We start from the raw sequence: 18,452 nt of genomic DNA on the forward strand, positions 1-18,452 counted from the left end.
CTCGACAACCCATACAACATCAAAAATACAGCGACAACCGCACAAGCCCGCGCCACTGCACCCGCTCTTGCTTTTGCCGTTGCTTTTCTTTCTGTCATTCCGAGCGCAGCGAGGAACCTGCTTCTTGCGCGAGCGGAGCGAGCGCTAGCTGCTTCAGCAAATCTCACTTCGCCGCCTTCTCAACAACCCCACCCATCGCCACCGCCCGCAAAATCTTCCCACCCTCCTGCACCACATACAGATGGTTCGCCGCAAGGTCCTTCAGCGAGTCCCTCGTCCCCGAGGGCCACGCAATCGTCACCTCATCCACCTTCACCGCCTGGTCCAATCCAAAGTGCATCCGCAGATCGTTCTGCGAGTAGTAGCTCCCGCCGCTGCGCACCTCATCAATCTGCTTCATCGGCTGTTTGCACACGCCACTCATCGCCTGCGGAGCCGTCGTCGCCGTCACCGTAATCCGCGCGCCAATTCCCGTCCGATTGCTCTTCGTCCCCACCAGCTTGATCTTGATCCAGTTCCGCTGAATCCCATTCATGAGAACAGCATCGCACCGCAGCAGCTGCGGCACGGCATTCACACAGTTCACAACTACATCCATATCACCATCATTGTCATAGTCCCCGATTGCGCACCCCCGCGCCGGAACAGCATCCGTCATGCCGCTGCCCGCCTTGCTCGTCACCTCTTCAAACTGCCCATTGCGCAGGTTGCGATACAAATACTTGTGCTCTGCATATGGCGCATCGAGGTGCGAACCATCCACCTCCGGATACACATGCCCATTCGAAATCAGGATGTCCAACCAGCCATCATTGTCCACATCCACAAAGCTCACGCCCCAGCCAAGATACCGCGTATTGATCCCCAGCCCCGAAAGATACGTGTGGTCCTCAAACGATCCATCGCCTAGGTTCTCATACAGCGAATCTGTATCGCCCGCGAAGTTCGTCTTCACAATATCCAGCAGCCCATCGCGATTGAAGTCCCCCACCGCAACACCCATGCCCGCCTGCGGCTTTCCATCAGGCGAGTACGCAATCCCCGCCTCAATCGCAACATCCTTGAACGTGCCGTCCTTCTGGTTCTGGTAGTACGTCGCCGCCGTCGAGTCGTTCGCAACATAAATATCCGGCCAGCCATCGTTATCAAAGTCCGCCACCGTCACGCTCAGCCCATACGTGCCGATCGTGTCCCACATCCCCGCCTTCTGGCTCACATCGGTGAATGTGCCATCGCCGTTGTTGTGATACAGAATGTTCTTCCCGCCATCCAACCCCGGCGGCCCGCACGCCACCTGGATGCCCTTGTACTCGCACCCCGCGGCCTCCGGCAGCGGCGCCGTCTTGATGTCGAAGTCGATATAGTTCGCCACAAACAAATCGAGATGCCCGTCCTTGTCGTAGTCCAGAAACGCACACCCCGAGTTCCACCGCGTCTTCGACTGTGTCAGTCCAGCCTTCGCCGTCACATCCGTAAACGTGCCATCGCCATGGTTCTTATAAAGGATCGGCTGCCCGTAATAGCTCACAAACAGATCGTCGAGCCCATCGTTGTCATAGTCGCCCACGCAGCAACCCTGCCCCCAGCCCGACCGCGTCATCCCTGTCTTCGCAGTGATATCGGTAAACGTGCCATCGCGATTGTTCTTGAACAACCGGCTGATCGGCTCCTGCCCCTTCGGAAACCCCTCCAGCCGTGTGCCATTCACCAGAAAAATATCGAGCCAGTCATCATGGTCGAAGTCATAAAACGCAACGCCACATCCAGTCGTCTCCAGCAGAAAGCGGTTCTTATGCTCATCGCCATAGATGGTCTTCGCATGCAGCCCGCTCTGCTTCGCTACATCCACAAAGCTGAACCCCAGCGGCATCCCCGTCACCGGCGAAGGCAGCGTCTTCGGCGCGGGCCTCGGCTTCGCATCATAGCTCGGCCTGGCTCCGATCTGCGGCACCTGTTGCTGCGCTCCCGCAGGCATGGCGAGCTTCAGCACATCCTCAAACGGCAACACCAGCGCCGTGCGAGAGAGAGACCTGATAAATCCGCGTCGCGTCCAAATCATCTCGTCCTCTCTCCCAGCAGAAGTATGGTGACCCTCAAAGATCGCCACTCGCCTCGCATCAGTGCTGCGTGTCGATCCTCGGCTCACTCGCCTGCTGTATCTTCTCTGCCTTCTCCGTCTCACGCGCCGCGTCTTCTACGCGCCCCATCGCCCTGTACGCCTGCCCCAGCAGACTATGGGTCCGAAAGTTCTGCGGGTCGAGCTGCTCCGCGTGTTGCAGATACGTCAGCGCAGCCACCGCATCGCCCTTCTTCAACATCGTCTTCCCCAGCGAGATATACGGCCCCGTCGCATTCGGCTCAAGCAGGATCGACGCCTGCAGGTTACGCTGCGCGTCGTCATACTTCGCCGCCCGGTTATACGCTTCGCCGAGTCCCGCATACACACTAGGCTCCAGCGGATTATTCACCTTCTCCTTTTCCAGCTCCGCAATCGCCTCATCGAGATGGTCCCCCGCCAGTGCAATCTCACCCAGCAACTCATGCGCCAGCGGCAGGTTCGGATTGATCGCCAGCGCCTTCTGCGCAAAGCTCTGCGACACCGGCAGATACTCCCGCCGCAACAACATCCGCGCCGCGATCAGGTACGCTGCTGCGCCATCCGGAGCGAAGCCATATTGCGCCGCAAACGCATGGCGAGCATCGTCATACCGTCTCGTGTCCATATAGCAGAGCGCAAGAATATAGTTGGGATCAGCCTTTCCCAGCGCGCCCTGCTTGCCCGCCGCCTCCAACAAAGGAATCGCATCCGCGGGCCGCCCCAACCGAAACAGCGTAAGCCCACGCATCTGCGACGACTCCACATCATGTGGGTCTTCAAACAGCGCCGCCGCAAACGCCTTATCGGCAGCATGCAGATCGCCCAACTGATACTCTGCAAGCCCCTCGAGCCGGTTCAGCCCGGCCATAACGCCGTGCCCTGCACGCAGCGTCGCAATCTGCTTCAAAGCAAGGTCTGCATGTCCCATGTCGATGCTATGGCGAACGGTCTTGGCATCCAGCGAATCAGCGGAAGTTGCGCCTGCCGCACTCTGCGCACGCATCAACGAGCACGAAAGCAGGCACACAGCCACCGCGCTCATAAGAGCGCACAGACCGCGAACCGAAGAAGATCGAAACATGCTGAAAAAGCCCCACAGACCTTTGCTGATCAAACTACTACAGTCGCCGTACCAGTAAAAGCAAAGGGTGAAGGGAGATCGCTCTCCCTTCACCCGTTTGCAGTATGGCGGGTTAGAACGCTAAGTGCAGTGTGAACTGCAACTGGCGCGGGTTGGTCGTGCCATTCGGCCCGGGGCCACCGCCAATCGAGTTGCCGTTCTGAATATTGCCGCCCGGGTTCTCAAAATTGATGTGGTTGAAGGCGTTGAACGCATCCATGCGGAACTGCACCGTGTAGCGCTCATGGAAGGTCACATTCTTCATGATGGACATATCGCTGTTGAACAAACCAGGACCCCAGGCCGTATTGCGCCCGGCGTTGCCGATAGTATCCAGACCCGGATCGGTGAAGGTCGTCCCCAGTGTCTGCTGCTGGAAGAACGTGACGCCGGTCGGGCCGCCAGGAAATCCCTTGACCCCCGTGTGCAACGACGAAGGATTGCCGTTGACCTGGCATGGAGCATCGCCAGGCAGATCGTTGCCGCAGCCGCTGAATGACAGCGTGAATGGCAAGCCGCTCTGCCACACAAACGTGGGGCTGTACTCCCAACCGCCGACGATATAGTTCAGCGCCCTGTTGCTGTTCAGGAACTTCTGGTCTTTGCCGAAAGGCAGCTTGTACAGGCCATAGGCTGTGAACGCGTTGCGGCGAATGGAGCTGTCATTTCCGATCACAGCCTGCTTGTTCCACGTGGCAAAGCTGCTGTTCGCATCGCGGCCTCGCTGGTAAGCGTAGTTCGCATTGACCGAAAGCCCGTGCGCGTACGTCTTCGCCAAACTGACCTGCAGTGAGTTGTAATGAGTGTCCTGGTCATCGCCGTAGTAGCTGATAGCCTGCGTCCAGTTACAAGCTGCCCCGCCGCACGCTGGCAGTGTGCCATTTGTATAGCGTTGCAGCAGCGTCTGGTTGCTGGTTGCGCCCGTCGTCGTACTTACAGGATTGGTACAACCCGCCGTGCCGGCAAGGCAGGTGCCACCAGCCGGATCGAAGTGCAGCGCCTGGTTCGTCGTCACATTGAACGATGCCGGAAGCGAGATCGCCGCCTCATTCGGATTTGTGGTATTGCCACTCAAATCGCTGAGAGTATGGGTTCCCTTGTTGGCAACGTAGGCCACCGTCACCGTGGTAGTCGGTGTGATGGACCGCTGTACGCTGAAGTTCCAGGCATCCAGTGTCGGCAGCCGCTCTGTAAACGGACGCGCCTTCATATTGACCGAACCGCCAGCCGTTGCGCAGTTGGCACCGGCTTGCGAGCAAGGAACATCGGCTCCCAGTGCACTGGTGCCCGGAATTGGTGCCGTGACCGGGATCTGGCCCTGCGCGTTCGCCGCGACAGGCGTGTAGTTCACCAGCCCCGCGGAGTTCGTGCCGCTTACCGCCGGATTATCCAACTGGAACGCGTAGCTCTGGGCACCGTTCAGAGAGGAGATCGACTGGTTCGCCAGAACGGGAATGTTCTGCGTGACCACATGGCCGAACTCCGAGCCGAAGACACCAAGATCGAAGCTGCGCCCATAACCGGCCCGGATGACCGTCTTCTGGTCGATCTGGTAGGCCACGCCGAGACGGGGGTTCCAGGTGTTCTTCGCTGCCGCCACGCCCATGTTGAGCGGGATGCCGCCTTCACCTGCCACATTGAGGTAGCCCGTAGCCAGGTTCAGCAGAGCGCCGTTACCTTTACCGTTCACGCGTTCCGGAGCGTAGTACTCATAGCGTGCGCCGACGTTCACCGTCAACTTGGGAGTTGCGCGCCAGGTGTCCTGTCCGTAGAAGAAATCCCGTGGCTGGAATTCCTTTGCGTTCAGCTCGCTCGGCGTGCCCGCATACCGGTTGAAGCTGGTCACGTCACCCAGAACCAGGCTCGCGAAACCGAGACCGCCCGTCGATCCATTTGACGTGGGGCCTGTGCCGAAGTTGTTCAAGCCGGTGCGGTCCGAATCCGACGGTACGCGCAAGTTGCGAGCGTAACGCAGATCGATACCAACCTTGACGGAATGATTGCCGATCGTCCTCGTCCAGTTGTTCACAAGCTGGAACTGGTCTTCACGCTCCGTCAATGGGCAGTTGCAGCGATTGATGTTCAAACCGGCGCCGTACTGCGCTCCTCCCCCTGTTGGGTTGTTCGGGCTTGCAGTCGGGTTCGTGACGTTCAGGTCCGAGATATTGAAGCCCGGCGCGCCGAAGTCCTGCGCCACCGTGAGTGACGCGTTGGCTCCCGTGCCGCTCACGTTCTCGCCCTGGATGGGCAGGTTCGTGTTGCCGGTATCGTACTTCGCGGTGGTGATGCCATAACGGAAGTAGCCGAGTCGAACGTCTGTCACCAACTTGGAGTTGATGGCGATGTCCGTGCCGAGCGCGACGCTGTCGTTTGCGCCCTTGGACGTGCCGCCATAGCCGCCCAGACCGAAGCCCGGGCCACCCGCGTTGCCGAACATCGTCTTGCCGGTCAGCGTATCGGTAAAGCGGCTGAAGCGCCCGAAGATGTGTATCTTCTCGTTCAGCACCGCATCACCGCGAACGTCCCATTGGTCACTATTGAAAAGACCTGAGCCGCTGCCCGCGTAGTTCTGCGAAAACCCGCCATCTGTACCCGCCGTGTTTGGCGCGTACGGCTGAAGCAGTTTGAGCAGCTGTAGCGCCGCTGGCGAAAGGGCCGAGTTCGGGATGATCGCGTTCGGATACGGCGTGGTGCTGTTGGGCTCGTAGATCTGGTACGGGTTGTACGATACGCCTGTGCTCGTCGTTGCCGGGTTCGCCGCGCCGTAGTTCACATACTCACTGAAGTCACACCCATTGCCGCTCAGGCAGGTGGTAATCAGGTGCGAGGTCGGCACGGTCGCCGTGCTGGCGATACCCACCTTCTGACGAACACCCTGGTAGTCGCCAAAGAAGAAGACCTTATCTTTGATGATCGGCCCGCCGATCGAACCGCCGAACTGGCTCTTGATGCCGCCCGGGAAACCGCCGCTCGAAGCAAGCTGCGTCGGTCCCTGCTGGAACGGATCGCGTGCCAGGTTGGCATTGCTCTCGCGATTGTCGAACACCGTTCCGTGGAACTGGTTCGTACCGGACTTCGTCTGGATTGTATCCACCGAAGCGACGGCCTTGCCGAACTCCGCGTCGAAGTTCTGCGTGGCAATCTTCGCCTCCGACATCGACTCCGAGTTCGGATTGATAACGATAATGCCCAGGACCGCATCCTGATTGTCCGTGCCGTCCAGCGTGTAGTTCACACCCGCAAACGCCTGGCCGTCGATCTCGATTTGCTTCGAACCCTGCGGGTTTTCATCCGCGGCGTGTGACCAGCCCAGTTGCACCGCGCCTGGCAGCAGCAACTGCAGGTTCGCAAAGTTGTGGTCCGGAATCGGCAGCTCAGTCAGCTCCTGCGCCGTGTAGGTCACTGCGACGTCAGCGTGGTCTGTCTTGAGTTGCGGCACCGCATCGGCGTCCACCTCCACCGTTTCGCCGTTTGCCGCGCCAACTGGCAACACCGCCTTCACCGTCGCCGAATCGTCGGCAAAGACCTGAAGTCCCTTCGCTTCATACCCCTTGAAGCCCGCAGCTGTGACCTTTACGTCGTAGGTGTCCGGAATAAGGTGTTGCGCTGTAAACTCACCCGCGCCGTTGCTGGTAAGGGTCACCGCTGTATTCTTCGTGACGTCCGTGACCGTAATCGTCGCGCCCGGAACCGCCGCGCCTGTCGAATCGGTCACGCTGCCCAGAATCTGGCCATAGACCGCCTGCGCTGCCGCGCTTGGCCCCGATGCCAGAAAGGCGGCCGCGGCGGCCATCAACAGCGGTAGCTTCGCCCCCTTGATCCAGTTCTTGTACATATCTAGTCCTCCGAAAATGTCTTGCTTCGTTTGGAGCCAATCGGTGGTGCGTACTCTTACCGCCGCCTATGCCAAACTGCGTAGCGGCCCGTTGGCTCTCGACTGCATCCACCAAAAGATTGAGATTGGCATCCGCAGATATGCCTGCTTTTGAACCTCGCAAACATTACGCAAGTGCCCTGCAAATTGTCAACATATTCCTGCGCCGGAAACCAAAGAAATGCCCGTCAATTGTCATGACATTACTTCGCCACGCAAAAATTATGATTTCTTTATGTCGCGAAGTTTTTCGTTTTACCTTGAATATCGACGCAAACGCAGCCTCCCGATCGCCCTCCTGCCAACCCCATTCATCGCCCCCGGTTCGACTTGACCGCAGAACGAACTGACATGACAGATTCGCTGTCTATCGGCAGCGAATGCTATATTTCTCCCGTTTGCATTTGGAGGAGTTTTTATGTCGTTTCGCCCCGCACACGTGCTCCGCACGCACATTTCCCGCCGACTGGCGTCGCTTCGCACGATGTATCGCCCTGCCTCGCTGACCACCCTGTTTGCGGCCCTTCTCTTCGCCGCTACTCTCTTCTCCGGCACCGCGATCGCGCAGTCCCTGCCGGGTTCCACTATCGCCGGCGCTCCCTGGTGGCAGCACGCCGTCGTCTACGAGATCTATCCCCGCAGCTTTCAGGACACCAACGGCGACGGCATCGGCGACCTCAACGGCATCACCTCGCGCCTCGACTACCTCCAGCATCTCGGCGTCGACGCCATCTGGATCGCCCCCATGTACCCCTCCCCACAAGTCGACTTCGGCTACGACATCTCCAACTACGAGGCCGTCGACCCCCAGTACGGCACCCTCGCCGACATGGACCGCCTCATCGCCGAAGGCAAAAAGCACCACGTCCGCATCCTCCTCGACATGGTCCTCAACCACACCTCCGACAAGGCCCAGTGGTTCATCGACTCCGCCAGCTCCCGCACCAACCCCAAGCACAACTGGTACGTCTGGAACGACGGTATCTCCGCAGATACCCCCGGCGTCTCCGCGTGGCAAAAACGCTTCGAGCACGAAGGAAAGGTCCCGCCCAACAACTGGGTCTCCGGCTTCGGCGGCTCCGCCTGGCAGTGGGTGCCCGCCGTTCATCAGTTCTACTACCACGAGTTCTACAAGCAGCAGCCCGACCTCAACTGGCGCAACCCCGAGGTCGAAAAGGCCTGCTTCGCCGCCATGCGTTTCTGGCTCGACCGCGGCGTAGCCGGCTTCCGTCTCGACGCCATCCCCACGCTCTTTGAGGACCCCAAGCTGCACAACAACCCGGAGCTCGGCGGCACCAACGCCTACGGCGATCCGCGCGTCGGCGACACCTACACCAGCAACCTGCCTGAGGTGCACGGCGTCATCCGCCGCATGCGCGCGATGGTCTCCAGCTATCCCGGCGACCGCGTCCTCATCGGCGAAACCTACCTGCCCAACACCGCCGAGCTCGACAAGTGGTACGGCGGCGCCGCGCAGAACGAGCTCCAGCTCCCCATGGACATGCTGCTCGGCTTCCACGGCGACCACGACAAGCTCGACGCCGACAGCTTCCGCAAACACATCATGGAGGCTGAAACCCAGGTCCACGGCGGCCGCCCGCTCTTCGTCTTCGACAACCACGACAACGTCCGCGCCATCAATCGCTACGGCGATGGCACACCCAACCCCGCCGTCGACCGCCCGCTAGTCAACAAGGTCCTCGACGCCGTCCTTTTCACCGTCCCCGCCACCGCGCTCACCTACTACGGCGAGGACATCGGCATGGTCACCACCACGCCCACCCGCCGCGAAGACGTCAAAGACCCCATCGGCATCACCGGCTGGCCCAAGGAGAAAGGCCGCGACGGCGAGCGCACGCCCATGCAGTGGACACCCGGCCCGCAGGCTGGCTTCAGCACCAACCCCCACACCTGGCTCCCCATTCCACCCAGCTACAAAACGGTCAACGTAGAAGTCGAGTCCAAAGAGGCCCACTCGCAGCTTGAGTGGTTCGAAAAACTCACCGCTCTCCGCCGCGACAACCCCGCCCTCCGCGACGGCGGCATCACCATGCTCGACCCCACCAACCCCAGCGTGCTCTCCTACCTCCGCTCCACCGGCTCCGGCGCAGTTACCGTGGTTGCACACAACTTCACCGCGCAGCCGCAAACGGTCTCGCTCACCAGCGCAGCCGTCCCCCACGGCGCAGTCCACACGCTGCTCACCGACGCCCCCTCACTCGAATCCACCACCTCGCTCACCCACATCACGCTGCCGCCATACAGCAGCTGGATCGGTAGCGTAAAGTAATCCCGTCCTGCATCACCGAGACGGCAGGAGTCGCCAACTCCTGCCGTCCTCGCTTTTGCTGTTGCTTGTTTTCCATTGCGTCCTCTGCGGGCTTTTCCTCTGCGCACTTTGCGTGAACGCACTTGCCGTAGCGAGAGCCGAAGGCGCGAGCGTACCCCCTCAAACCCGGCACTCGACTTTCCTTGACAGGTACCGCCCATGACGCGCCGCACACTCCTCGCCCTCACCCTAGCCTTCCTCACACTCCCTGCCCTCACGCAAACCGCCAGCAACGACCCCTGGTGGCAGCACGGCATCATCTACGAGATCTACCCTCGCAGCTTCCAGGATACCAACGGCGACGGCATCGGCGACATCAACGGCATCACCTCGCGCCTCCCCTACCTCCAGTCCCTCGGCATCGACGCCATCTGGATCACCCCCATGTACCCCTCGCCGCAGGTCGACTTCGGCTACGACATCGCCGACTACACCGCCATCGACCCGCAGTACGGCACCATGGCCGACTTCGACCACCTCATGGCCGAAGCCAAAAACCACCACATCCGCGTCATCATGGACTACGTCCCCAACCACACCTCCGACCAGAACGCCTGGTTCAAGCAGTCGCGCTCCTCGCGCACCAACCCCAAGCGCAACTGGTACATCTGGAACGACGGCATCCCCGCCAACTCGCCCAGCCTCGTCGCCCTGCAAAAGAAGAACGAGCACAACGGCCTCCACGGCCCTGTCGTCCCGCCCAACAACTGGCAAAGCTGGTTCGGTGGCTCCGCCTGGCAGTGGGACGAAACGACAAAGTCTTTCTACTACCACTACTTCTACGTCCAGCAGCCTGACCTCAACTGGCGCAACCCCGAAGTCCAGAAGGCGATGCTCAACGTCCTCCGCTTCTGGATGGACAAGGGTGTCTCCGGCTTCCGCATCGACGCCGTCTCCCGCCTCTTTGAAGACCCGCAACTGCGCAACGACCCCAGCCTCCCCGGCACCAACGCCTTCGGCGACCCCAACATCCAGCACAAGTACACCGACGATCTCCCCGAGGTCCACGACATGCTCCGCGCCATGCGCGCCGTCGTCGACAAGTATCCCGGCAACCCCGTCCTCATCGCCGAAGCAGACGAGCCCAACATCGCCGCTCTATCCAAGATGTACGGCAGCAACCACGACGAGATCCAGCTCCCCATGGACTTCCAGGTCGCGGACATCAACCAGCTCTCCGTGCCGAAGTTCCGCATGTACATCCAGCAGATCGAGAGCAACCCGGCGCACGGCCAACCCTACTTCTTCTTCGGCAACCACGACCAGGACCGCATCTGGGACCGCTATAGCCACGCCGTCACCGGGCCAGCCGTCACCGACCCCGCCATGAAGGCCCGCATCGCCCGCATCATGGCGACACTCCTGCTCACCTCCCGCTCCACGCCGCAGATGTACTACGGCGACGAGATCGGCATGGTCACCACCACCCCTACCCGCAAAGAAGACGTGAAGGACCCCGAAGGCATCACCGGCTGGCCCAAAGAAAAAGGCCGCGACGGCGAACGCACCCCCATGCAATGGGACAACGGTAAGGATGCCGGCTTCTCCACCGCCGCCAAAACCTGGCTCCCCATCCCACCCAGCTACACCACCACCAACGTCAAGGCAGAGAGCTCTGAACCTGACTCCCTCCTCAACTGGTACAAGCACCTCATCCAACTGCGTCGCACCAACCCGGCCCTCATCTCCGGCGAGATGAAGATGATCGACACCACCAACAACAACGTCCTCGCCTACATCCGCACTACACCGGACCACACCGTCCTCGTAGCGATGAACTTCACCGCCCAACCCCAAACCCTCAACCTCACCGACTCCAACACAACACACCTCACCACCCTCCAAACCGACGACCCCAATCTGACGGACGCCGTACCGCACAAAATCCTCACCCTCGCCCCATACGCTACCTACATCGGCGACCCGACCGGGCCAAAGTAACCGCTTTTATGGTCTGTTCTTCTATGAGCTGCTCTTCTATGAGCTGCTCTTCGCCTGCCACAGCTCAGGTAGCCCGAGGCTTCAGCCTCGGGTCTCATAGGCACGCAAAAGAACGGGCTTTAGCCCCAAGGTTTGCTTTCACCCTCACTCACCACAAATCTGTCATCTCGACCGAAGCATCGCAGCTTCATCGCGATGCGCAGTGGAGAGACCTGCATCAACCGCAGAGAGAGCCGCAGGCGCGAGCGTACCCGGGAGGTTTCAGGGGCCTTCAGGCCCCTGAAACCGACCCCGGAAGAAAGGGGCTTCAGCCCCGGGCCTTTCCCCCTTGACACGCCAATTACAATAGAAGCAGCAAAGACCCCGCCCAGGCGGGGTCTTCTCGTTTAGCGCTCTTCCTCAATCGAAAGCAAGGTAACCACCAAACCGGTTACGACACTAACCCCAATCCGCTGCGGATCATAGCCCCAAAACCGGGGGAGGGTGCAGCACCTACCATTGCAGCATCACCACCTGCGTCCGATAGCCACCGCCATCCGCAAACCGCACCCGCAACACATCGCCCTCAAGCACACCACCCTCAACCCGCACCACCGCACCAGCAACATTTCGCCGCACCTGCAGCACCGCAGTCGTCCCACCAACACCTTCCAGCTCCAACCGCAGCGAGTGCTCTGACGAAGTCGCCTGCAGCACCTTCATCTGCGCCGTCCGAGCCCCACGCATCGGCAACCCATGCGCAATCGCCACCTCCACCGCAGGCAGCGGCACCCGAGCCTCAGACCCCAGCACAACCCGCGGCCCCGAAACCTGGACCAGCGAAACCACCATCGCCGCACCATCGCGCTTGTAGTTCACATCCACCACCGAATCACCCACCCGCAACCGCTTCACAGCCGCATGGTCCCAATCCGCAGGCAGCCGAGGCGCAACCCGCACCTCATGCTTCAGCGCATCCACCTCGATGCCGAACATCCCACGCAGCAACGGCGTCACCACCATCGCCGACGACCACAACTGATGACTCGTACTTCTCCCAAACGGCTCAAAGAACGCGCCCGACAGCAACTCCGTCACCGCACCCGGGTCCTGCGCCGTCGTCAGGTCCACATTCTGCATCAGTAGCTGATACCCGCTCAACGGCTGCCCGCCGCGATACTCCGCCATCGCCGCCCACCCCGTATACAGCGGCCAAACCGACCCCTGGTGATAGCTGATCGGGTCATACAAAGCCTGGTCCTCCGCCACATCCCGGTCCCCCCAATCCGTATCAAACCGATGCGAAGCCCACAACTTCAAGCTCGCTTCAGGATGCTGTAACGCCTCACTGCTATCCCACCACGCAACCGCCGGAAACACCGTAGCCGTCGTATCCAGCTTGCCGTTGTTCCAACTAAACGCATACTCTCCGCTGCCCGCCTCGTAGTACTCCTTCTCAATCGTCGCGCGCACCGTCTTCGCACGATTCGCCGCCGCAACCGCCGTCGCATCGTCACCCAGCAACCGGCTCAAATCCTCCATCGCCCGCGAGGCCTGCTCGTCGAACAACGCCAGATACACCTCCTGCTTCGGCATACCGGGCGGCCAACTCTCCACCCACCCCGTGCCCTGTGCGTTGTCATAAATTCCGTCACCATCCGCATCATGCGTCGTCTCAAACTGCCACGCCCGCATCACCGCATCGCGATGCGCCTTCAGAAACGCCACATCGCCGCTCGATTTCACATAATCCAGCAACGCCGTCAGAAACAACGGCGTTGCATCCGCCGCCGCATACTCATACGGAAACTGGCTCCAGTCCAGCGTCCCCGCTGTCTGCGAGTACTCATGCATCATCTTGCCGTCCGCACGCTGCCGCTTCAGCAGGAACTCCAGCTCCTCCTTCGACAGCGCAAAGTCCCCATAGCTGTTCACGGCGTACAACGTGTACAGAGCATCCCGCCCGAAGTACCACCCAAACCCAGGCCGCGCCGAATCACCCGAAGCATAGTACCCCGCAACCAGCGCCTCTTCGCCATCGGTCGCCTTCGCGCGGAGCTGCTCAATCGAAGTCTCCGCCCACCCAAACTCCGCATCCAGCTTCGCCTCCGGAGTCTCAATCGCAGTCCGCTGCTCTTCCTCCGTGCGATACCGCGCAGCATGCGCCGCGTAGATCTCCGGCAGTTGCCGATCGAGCTCCGCCAGCTTCGCCTCCAGCGCGGCATTCGTCGCCGTCGCCTTCGTCTGCCCCACCGCCATCAGCAACGGATACACCTTGCCACTGTCCGTCTTCGGATCGTAGTGCAACCGAAACTCCAGCGGATGCACCTGTGGCCGCTCCTGATACGGCGCCATAATCCCGTCCGTCGCACCCGGCAGCGCCACCGCGCCGGCAAACTCCGGATAGTCCGTATGCAGCACGTAATACCCGCTAGTCCCTTGCGTCACCCACTCGGCAGAAGGCGTACCAAACCCCTTCGCCGGCCACATCGGCCGCATCTCCGCCGTAAACCGCAGCGTCAGCTCCACCGGCCGCACCGCATCTACCTGAAACACAACAACAGCGCCCGTTCCCTCGAGCATGTCCTTCGCAGCAAACATCGTCTGCCGCACCGTCACCGCAATGTGCGAGTAAGTAATCGTCGTGTGGTCCGGCCTAACCTCAATCTCGCGCGCCATCGAGTTCAGATCCAGCGGCACCGGATACCCTTCCACCTCCGCCTCAACCGTCAGATGGCTCAACAGCTTCACCGGTAGCACCCACGCCTCCAGTTCACCCTGCTGCTGCCCCACCAGCACCCCCTGCGGCCCAGCCACCGTGAACGGCTCGCCTGTATGGACAGCTTGCCGCAGCACAGGCCCATCGCTGCGCAGCGGAAACGCATTCACCGGCTCCAGCGTCTGCGCCATTGCCCCCACACTCATCAACAAACTCAACCCAATAGCACCCCGCAGAAACATCGCACGTCACCTCATAAAAACCGCTCCATTCTACCTTGCAAGCGCTAGCTGCAGTTCCGTAGGATGAGCCTTACCATGACAAGCCGTCTACGCTCGCTCATCACCGCAACGCTCATCGTTATCCTCGGAACCGTCGCGGCCTGCGCGCAGACTACCGCAGCGCCCGCGCCCGGCCTGCTCAACCGCACCGAAGCCGCGGCCATTCTTCCCGCAAAGGTTTTCTTCCGCGGTCAGTCCGCCACCATTCAGGGACGCAACTCCGCAGGCATCCGCGTAGCCGACGGTAAGCTCATCCTCTTTACCGTCGTCGACACCTCCGGCTACTCCTCTGCCATCCAGCAGAACTACCAAGCCTATCTCCTCACCGAAGTCCCGCTGCACATCGGCGACCACACACTCGCTCCCGGCGCCTACGGCTTCGGCTTCATCGCCAACAATCAGATGATCGTCATGGACATCGGTGGCAACGAACTCTTCCGCACCGCCACCGTGCATGACGCTGAGATCGCTCGCCCGACGCCTTTGCAGCTTCTCGCGCAACCCGGCAGCGCGGACCACTATCGTCTCTACCTCGGACGCACTTATGTTGTCCTCTCGCCCGTCTCAAAGTAATTTCAATGACACCGCAGCGTCCCCATCGCAGAGCCATCGCCATCCATGCGATCCTCTGCCTGCTGACGTTTTCTGTTTTAGCGCAACAGAACAATATAAATCTCGACCAGGCGAAGGCAGCGATGATTCAAGGCATCGACGCCACCAACAAGGGAGATCTATCTACAGCCGAGTCCGCCTTCGCACGCGCAGTATCACTCGCACCGCAGGTCTCCGCGACCCACGCAGCCCTCGGTGCCGTCTACCTCGATGAGGGAAAGATCGACCTCGCGGAGAAGGAGCTAGACCAGGCACACGCACTCGCACCGGCTGACGCATCCATCGATCTCAACCTTGCTCGCGCTGAGGTCGCGAGCGCTCACTACGACACAGCTCTTGGCCTCTTTCATCAAGCACTCGCTACACCGTCAGCACCGCAGCTCTCCACTCCTGAGACGATCGCCTACGCCGCAACCCTTTCAGCCACAGGCGATATCGCAATGGCCCAGTCGACGCTCGCAGCTGCTCTGACCAACACACCCAACTCCGCGCAGCTACACGACGCCTACGGCACACTGCTCGCTCAGCACGAAAACCTCGCCCAGGCGCTCCCGCAGTTCCAGCAAGCTGTCTCTCTCGATCCCACACTCTCCGATGCGCAATACCATCTCGGCACCACGCTCCTCGCGCTCAACCAAGCTGACGCCTCCATCGCCCCACTCAAGCTCGCCGTCGAAGCCACCCCAAACAGCTTCGATCCGCACCTGCAGCTCGGACGCGCTCTTTCTGCTCAGGGCAACGACACGGACGCTCTCGACCAACTCCATCGCGGAGCCGAACTCAGCACAAACGTAACGAACCTGCGGGCGCTCTATGCACTCGCACTCGCACTCCAGGCCAGCGGAGACGCAGCAGGCTCTCTCCCAATCTTCGCCCGCGCCACAAACAATTCCAACGCGTGGAAGCCCGCCGACTACTCTTCTGCACTCACGAACTACGCACTCGCTCACGTGCAAACCGGAGATGCAAAGGGCGCGATTCAACTTTATGCGCAAGCCCTCTCCATCGGCCCTGACGTCCCAACGCTTCGCGAAGACTACGGCGCGGCGTATCTGCAGGAGCAGGAGCTCGACCACGCCATCGAGCAGTTCCGTGCCGGTCTTGCGCTTGAGCCCAATGATCCGCACCTGCACTATGATCTCGGCCTCGCACTTAAGCTGAAGGACAACCTCGCTGCAGCTGTCCCCGAGTTCGAACACGCCGCTAAACTCGATCCTTCGCTGCCCGATCCCCCGTACACGCTCGGCGTCATCTACATGCAGCAGGGCAGGTTCGCGGACTCCGCCACGCAACTGCAACATGCCGTCGCTCTACAACCTTCCAATGGAGACGCATGGGGCCTGCTCGGCAGCGTCCTCCGCGACTCCGGCAACCCCACCGGCGCCATGGAAGCTCTCAAACGCGCCATCGCTCTCCAACCAGACCAGCCCAACCTGCACGTCGAGGTCGCCGCACTCGAAGTACAGGCTGGCCTAAAAGAGGAAGCTGCCGCCGAGCGCAAGATCGCCGCCGACCTCAGCCGTGCCGCCGTCAGCCGCCAGCGCGCCAGCTTCGCATTGAAGAGCGGTCGTGCCCTGCTCGCTGAGAACAAGCTCGACGACGCAATCGTTCAGCTAAACACCGCAGTACAAGCCGCGCCGAACTCCGCCGAAGCCCATCAGCTCCTGGCCGACGCGTACACTCGTCAGGGAAAAACTGCAGACGCTGCCCTCGAACGCAGCCGAGCCGCTGCACTCGCAACTCCTCCAGCAAAATAGCTTCCTCTGCCTACTTCTTGTGCCCGTCCTCACTCCAATCCGTCGTCTCCTCGCTACCCTCTTCTGTGTCTCGGTAGTCGCAGCAGCGGCTGTGATCGCTTCAACACCACACATCGTTGTAGCTGCCTCCACGCCTGTCACGCCCGCGCTCGTGACCCCACTCGATAACCCCGACAAAGTCTGCGCGCAATGCCATCAGGCCATCTACGACAAGTACGAAGCCACCGCTATGGCGCGCGGCAGCGGCGTCGCAACGGACGGCCTCATTCCCGGGGCGTTCCATCACACGCTCTCATCCATCGACTACCGTGTCTTCCTCCGCGACGGCGCCGCATGGATGACCTATACTCGCCCCGCATCGTCACCACAGGGCGCATTATCCGGCGAGCAGCAACTGCTCTACTACATTGGCTCCGGCCATCGCGGCCGCACCTATCTCTTCCAGCAAAACGGCCAGTGGTTCGAGCTACCCATCAACTTTTACACGCGCCGCAACACCTGGGCGATGGCTCCGGCCTTCGACAACGCGACCTCCATGCCCGCGCCGCTGCCCGTCGACCCCAACTGTCTCCACTGCCACGCCACCGACGTGCAACCCAGCCTCCCCACTGCACGCAGCCGCTTCGCCAACATCCCCTTTCATCAGGGAGGCATCGGCTGTAGCTCCTGCCACGGCGACCCCACACAGCATCTCGCTGCTAAAGGTCACGCGCCTATCGTGAACCCTGCAAAGCTCTCACCCGCACGCCGCGACAGCTCCTGTATCCAATGCCATCTCGAGGGCAACGCCGTCGTCTACCGTCCCGGCAAGTCGCTCTCGCAGTTCAAGCCCGGTGACGACCTCGCCGACTTCGCCGTCTACTTCGTACGCTCTCACGAAGACGGCGACGGACGCCGCGCCACCAGCCAGTACGAAGCCCTGCTGCGCAGCGCCTGCAAGCGCGCCAGCGGGGACAAGCTCACCTGCACCACCTGCCACGACCCGCACTACGATCCCACACCCGCCGAGCGCGTGCAATACTTCCGCACTCGCTGCCTCCAGTGCCACAGCTCTCCAGCCATGGCCACACACCACGCGGAGCAGCCTGACTGCGCTAAATGCCACATGCCTTCACGCAGCACCACCGACATCTCGCACGAACAGGTCACCGACCATGACATCGAAGCACAGCCCGCCGGCGCGTCATCGCATCTGTCACTGCACAATCTAGAAGCGACCTCCACCGATGAGCTAGTCCCCGTCGGCAGCTTTCCCGCAAGCGATCGCGAATATGGCCTCGCCTACGCGCAGGAGGCCCTCAAAGGCGACCGCCACGCTGCTGAGCTCTCACTCAACTACCTGACGAAAGCCTTTCTCGCCGGAGCGAACGATCCAGAACTGAACGTCCGTCTCGGCTATCTGCAACAGATCAACGACGAACCCGCGAAGGCTCGAGCCTCTTACACGGCCGCACTCAACGTCGACCCCTACGAGCCCGCCGCACTCGCAAATCTCGCCGTGCTAGATGCCTCCTCCGCTCACCTTCCAGAGGCAATCAATCTGCTCGAGCGCCTCATCGACAACGATCCCACGCAGACTGCAGCAGGCCTCAACCTCGCTTACATTGACTGCAAGCTCGGCCGGCAGGCACAGGCCCACAACGTGCTCCAACAGTTGCAGCGCGCCAATCCTGACAGCCCGCAGCTACGGGACTACATAAACACCGGCAACTACGCCGGTAGCCGCTGCCTCGTGCAATAGA

At 61.1% G+C, this 18,452-nt stretch carries 9 protein-coding genes; 5 read left to right on the forward strand and 4 right to left on the reverse strand.

Going from position 1 to position 18,452, the window contains the following annotated elements; genetic code table 11:
* Window positions 1-163: 163 nt before the first annotated feature.
* From GOB94_RS07950 to GOB94_RS07960, 3 genes are all read right to left on the reverse strand, one after another.
* Window positions 164-2,059, reverse strand: a complete 1,896-nt coding sequence (locus tag GOB94_RS07950) for a CRTAC1 family protein (RefSeq protein WP_182278281.1) — start codon at window positions 2,057-2,059, stop codon at window positions 164-166.
* A 58-nt stretch (window positions 2,060-2,117) separates the two neighbouring features.
* Entirely contained in the window at window positions 2,118-3,140 is a 1,023-nt protein-coding gene (locus tag GOB94_RS07955) for a tetratricopeptide repeat protein (RefSeq protein WP_182278514.1), read from the reverse strand.
* Window positions 3,141-3,291: 151 nt separating this feature from the next.
* Window positions 3,292-7,053 (reverse strand): TonB-dependent receptor, encoded by a 3,762-nt coding sequence (locus GOB94_RS07960; RefSeq protein ID WP_182278282.1) that lies wholly within the window; start codon window positions 7,051-7,053, stop codon window positions 3,292-3,294.
* Window positions 7,054-7,510: 457 nt separating this feature from the next.
* Between GOB94_RS07960 and GOB94_RS07965 the strand changes: the two genes are divergently transcribed.
* Entirely contained in the window at window positions 7,511-9,382 is a 1,872-nt protein-coding gene (locus GOB94_RS07965) for an alpha-glucosidase (protein ID WP_255484356.1), read from the forward strand.
* A 198-nt stretch (window positions 9,383-9,580) separates the two neighbouring features.
* On the forward strand, window positions 9,581-11,362 hold the full coding sequence (locus GOB94_RS07970; RefSeq protein WP_182278283.1) for an alpha-glucosidase: 1,782 nt from the start codon (window positions 9,581-9,583) through the stop codon (window positions 11,360-11,362).
* Between the two features lie 492 nt (window positions 11,363-11,854).
* On the opposite strand, the gene GOB94_RS07975 is transcribed toward GOB94_RS07970, so the two are convergent.
* Window positions 11,855-14,302, reverse strand: coding sequence for a hypothetical protein (locus GOB94_RS07975; RefSeq protein ID WP_182278284.1), 2,448 nt, complete (start codon window positions 14,300-14,302; stop codon window positions 11,855-11,857).
* Between the two features lie 75 nt (window positions 14,303-14,377).
* Between GOB94_RS07975 and GOB94_RS07980 the strand changes: the two genes are divergently transcribed.
* The 3 genes from GOB94_RS07980 to GOB94_RS07990 all read left to right on the forward strand — a co-directional run bounded on the left by GOB94_RS07980 (window position 14,378) and on the right by GOB94_RS07990 (window position 18,451).
* Complete coding sequence (locus tag GOB94_RS07980) at window positions 14,378-14,914, forward strand: hypothetical protein (RefSeq protein ID WP_182278285.1); 537 nt, start codon at window positions 14,378-14,380, stop codon at window positions 14,912-14,914.
* A gap of 5 nt (window positions 14,915-14,919) precedes the next feature.
* Complete coding sequence (locus GOB94_RS07985) at window positions 14,920-16,710, forward strand: tetratricopeptide repeat protein (protein ID WP_182278286.1); 1,791 nt, start codon at window positions 14,920-14,922, stop codon at window positions 16,708-16,710.
* A gap of 91 nt (window positions 16,711-16,801) precedes the next feature.
* Window positions 16,802-18,451 carry a tetratricopeptide repeat protein gene (locus GOB94_RS07990; RefSeq protein WP_255484357.1) on the forward strand — a complete coding sequence of 550 codons (1,650 nt, stop codon included), beginning with the start codon at window positions 16,802-16,804 and terminating at the stop codon, window positions 18,449-18,451.
* Window position 18,452 lies beyond the last annotated feature (1 nt).

Source organism: Granulicella sp. 5B5, from assembly GCF_014083945.1.
Classification (GTDB): Bacteria; Acidobacteriota; Terriglobia; order Terriglobales; family Acidobacteriaceae; genus Granulicella.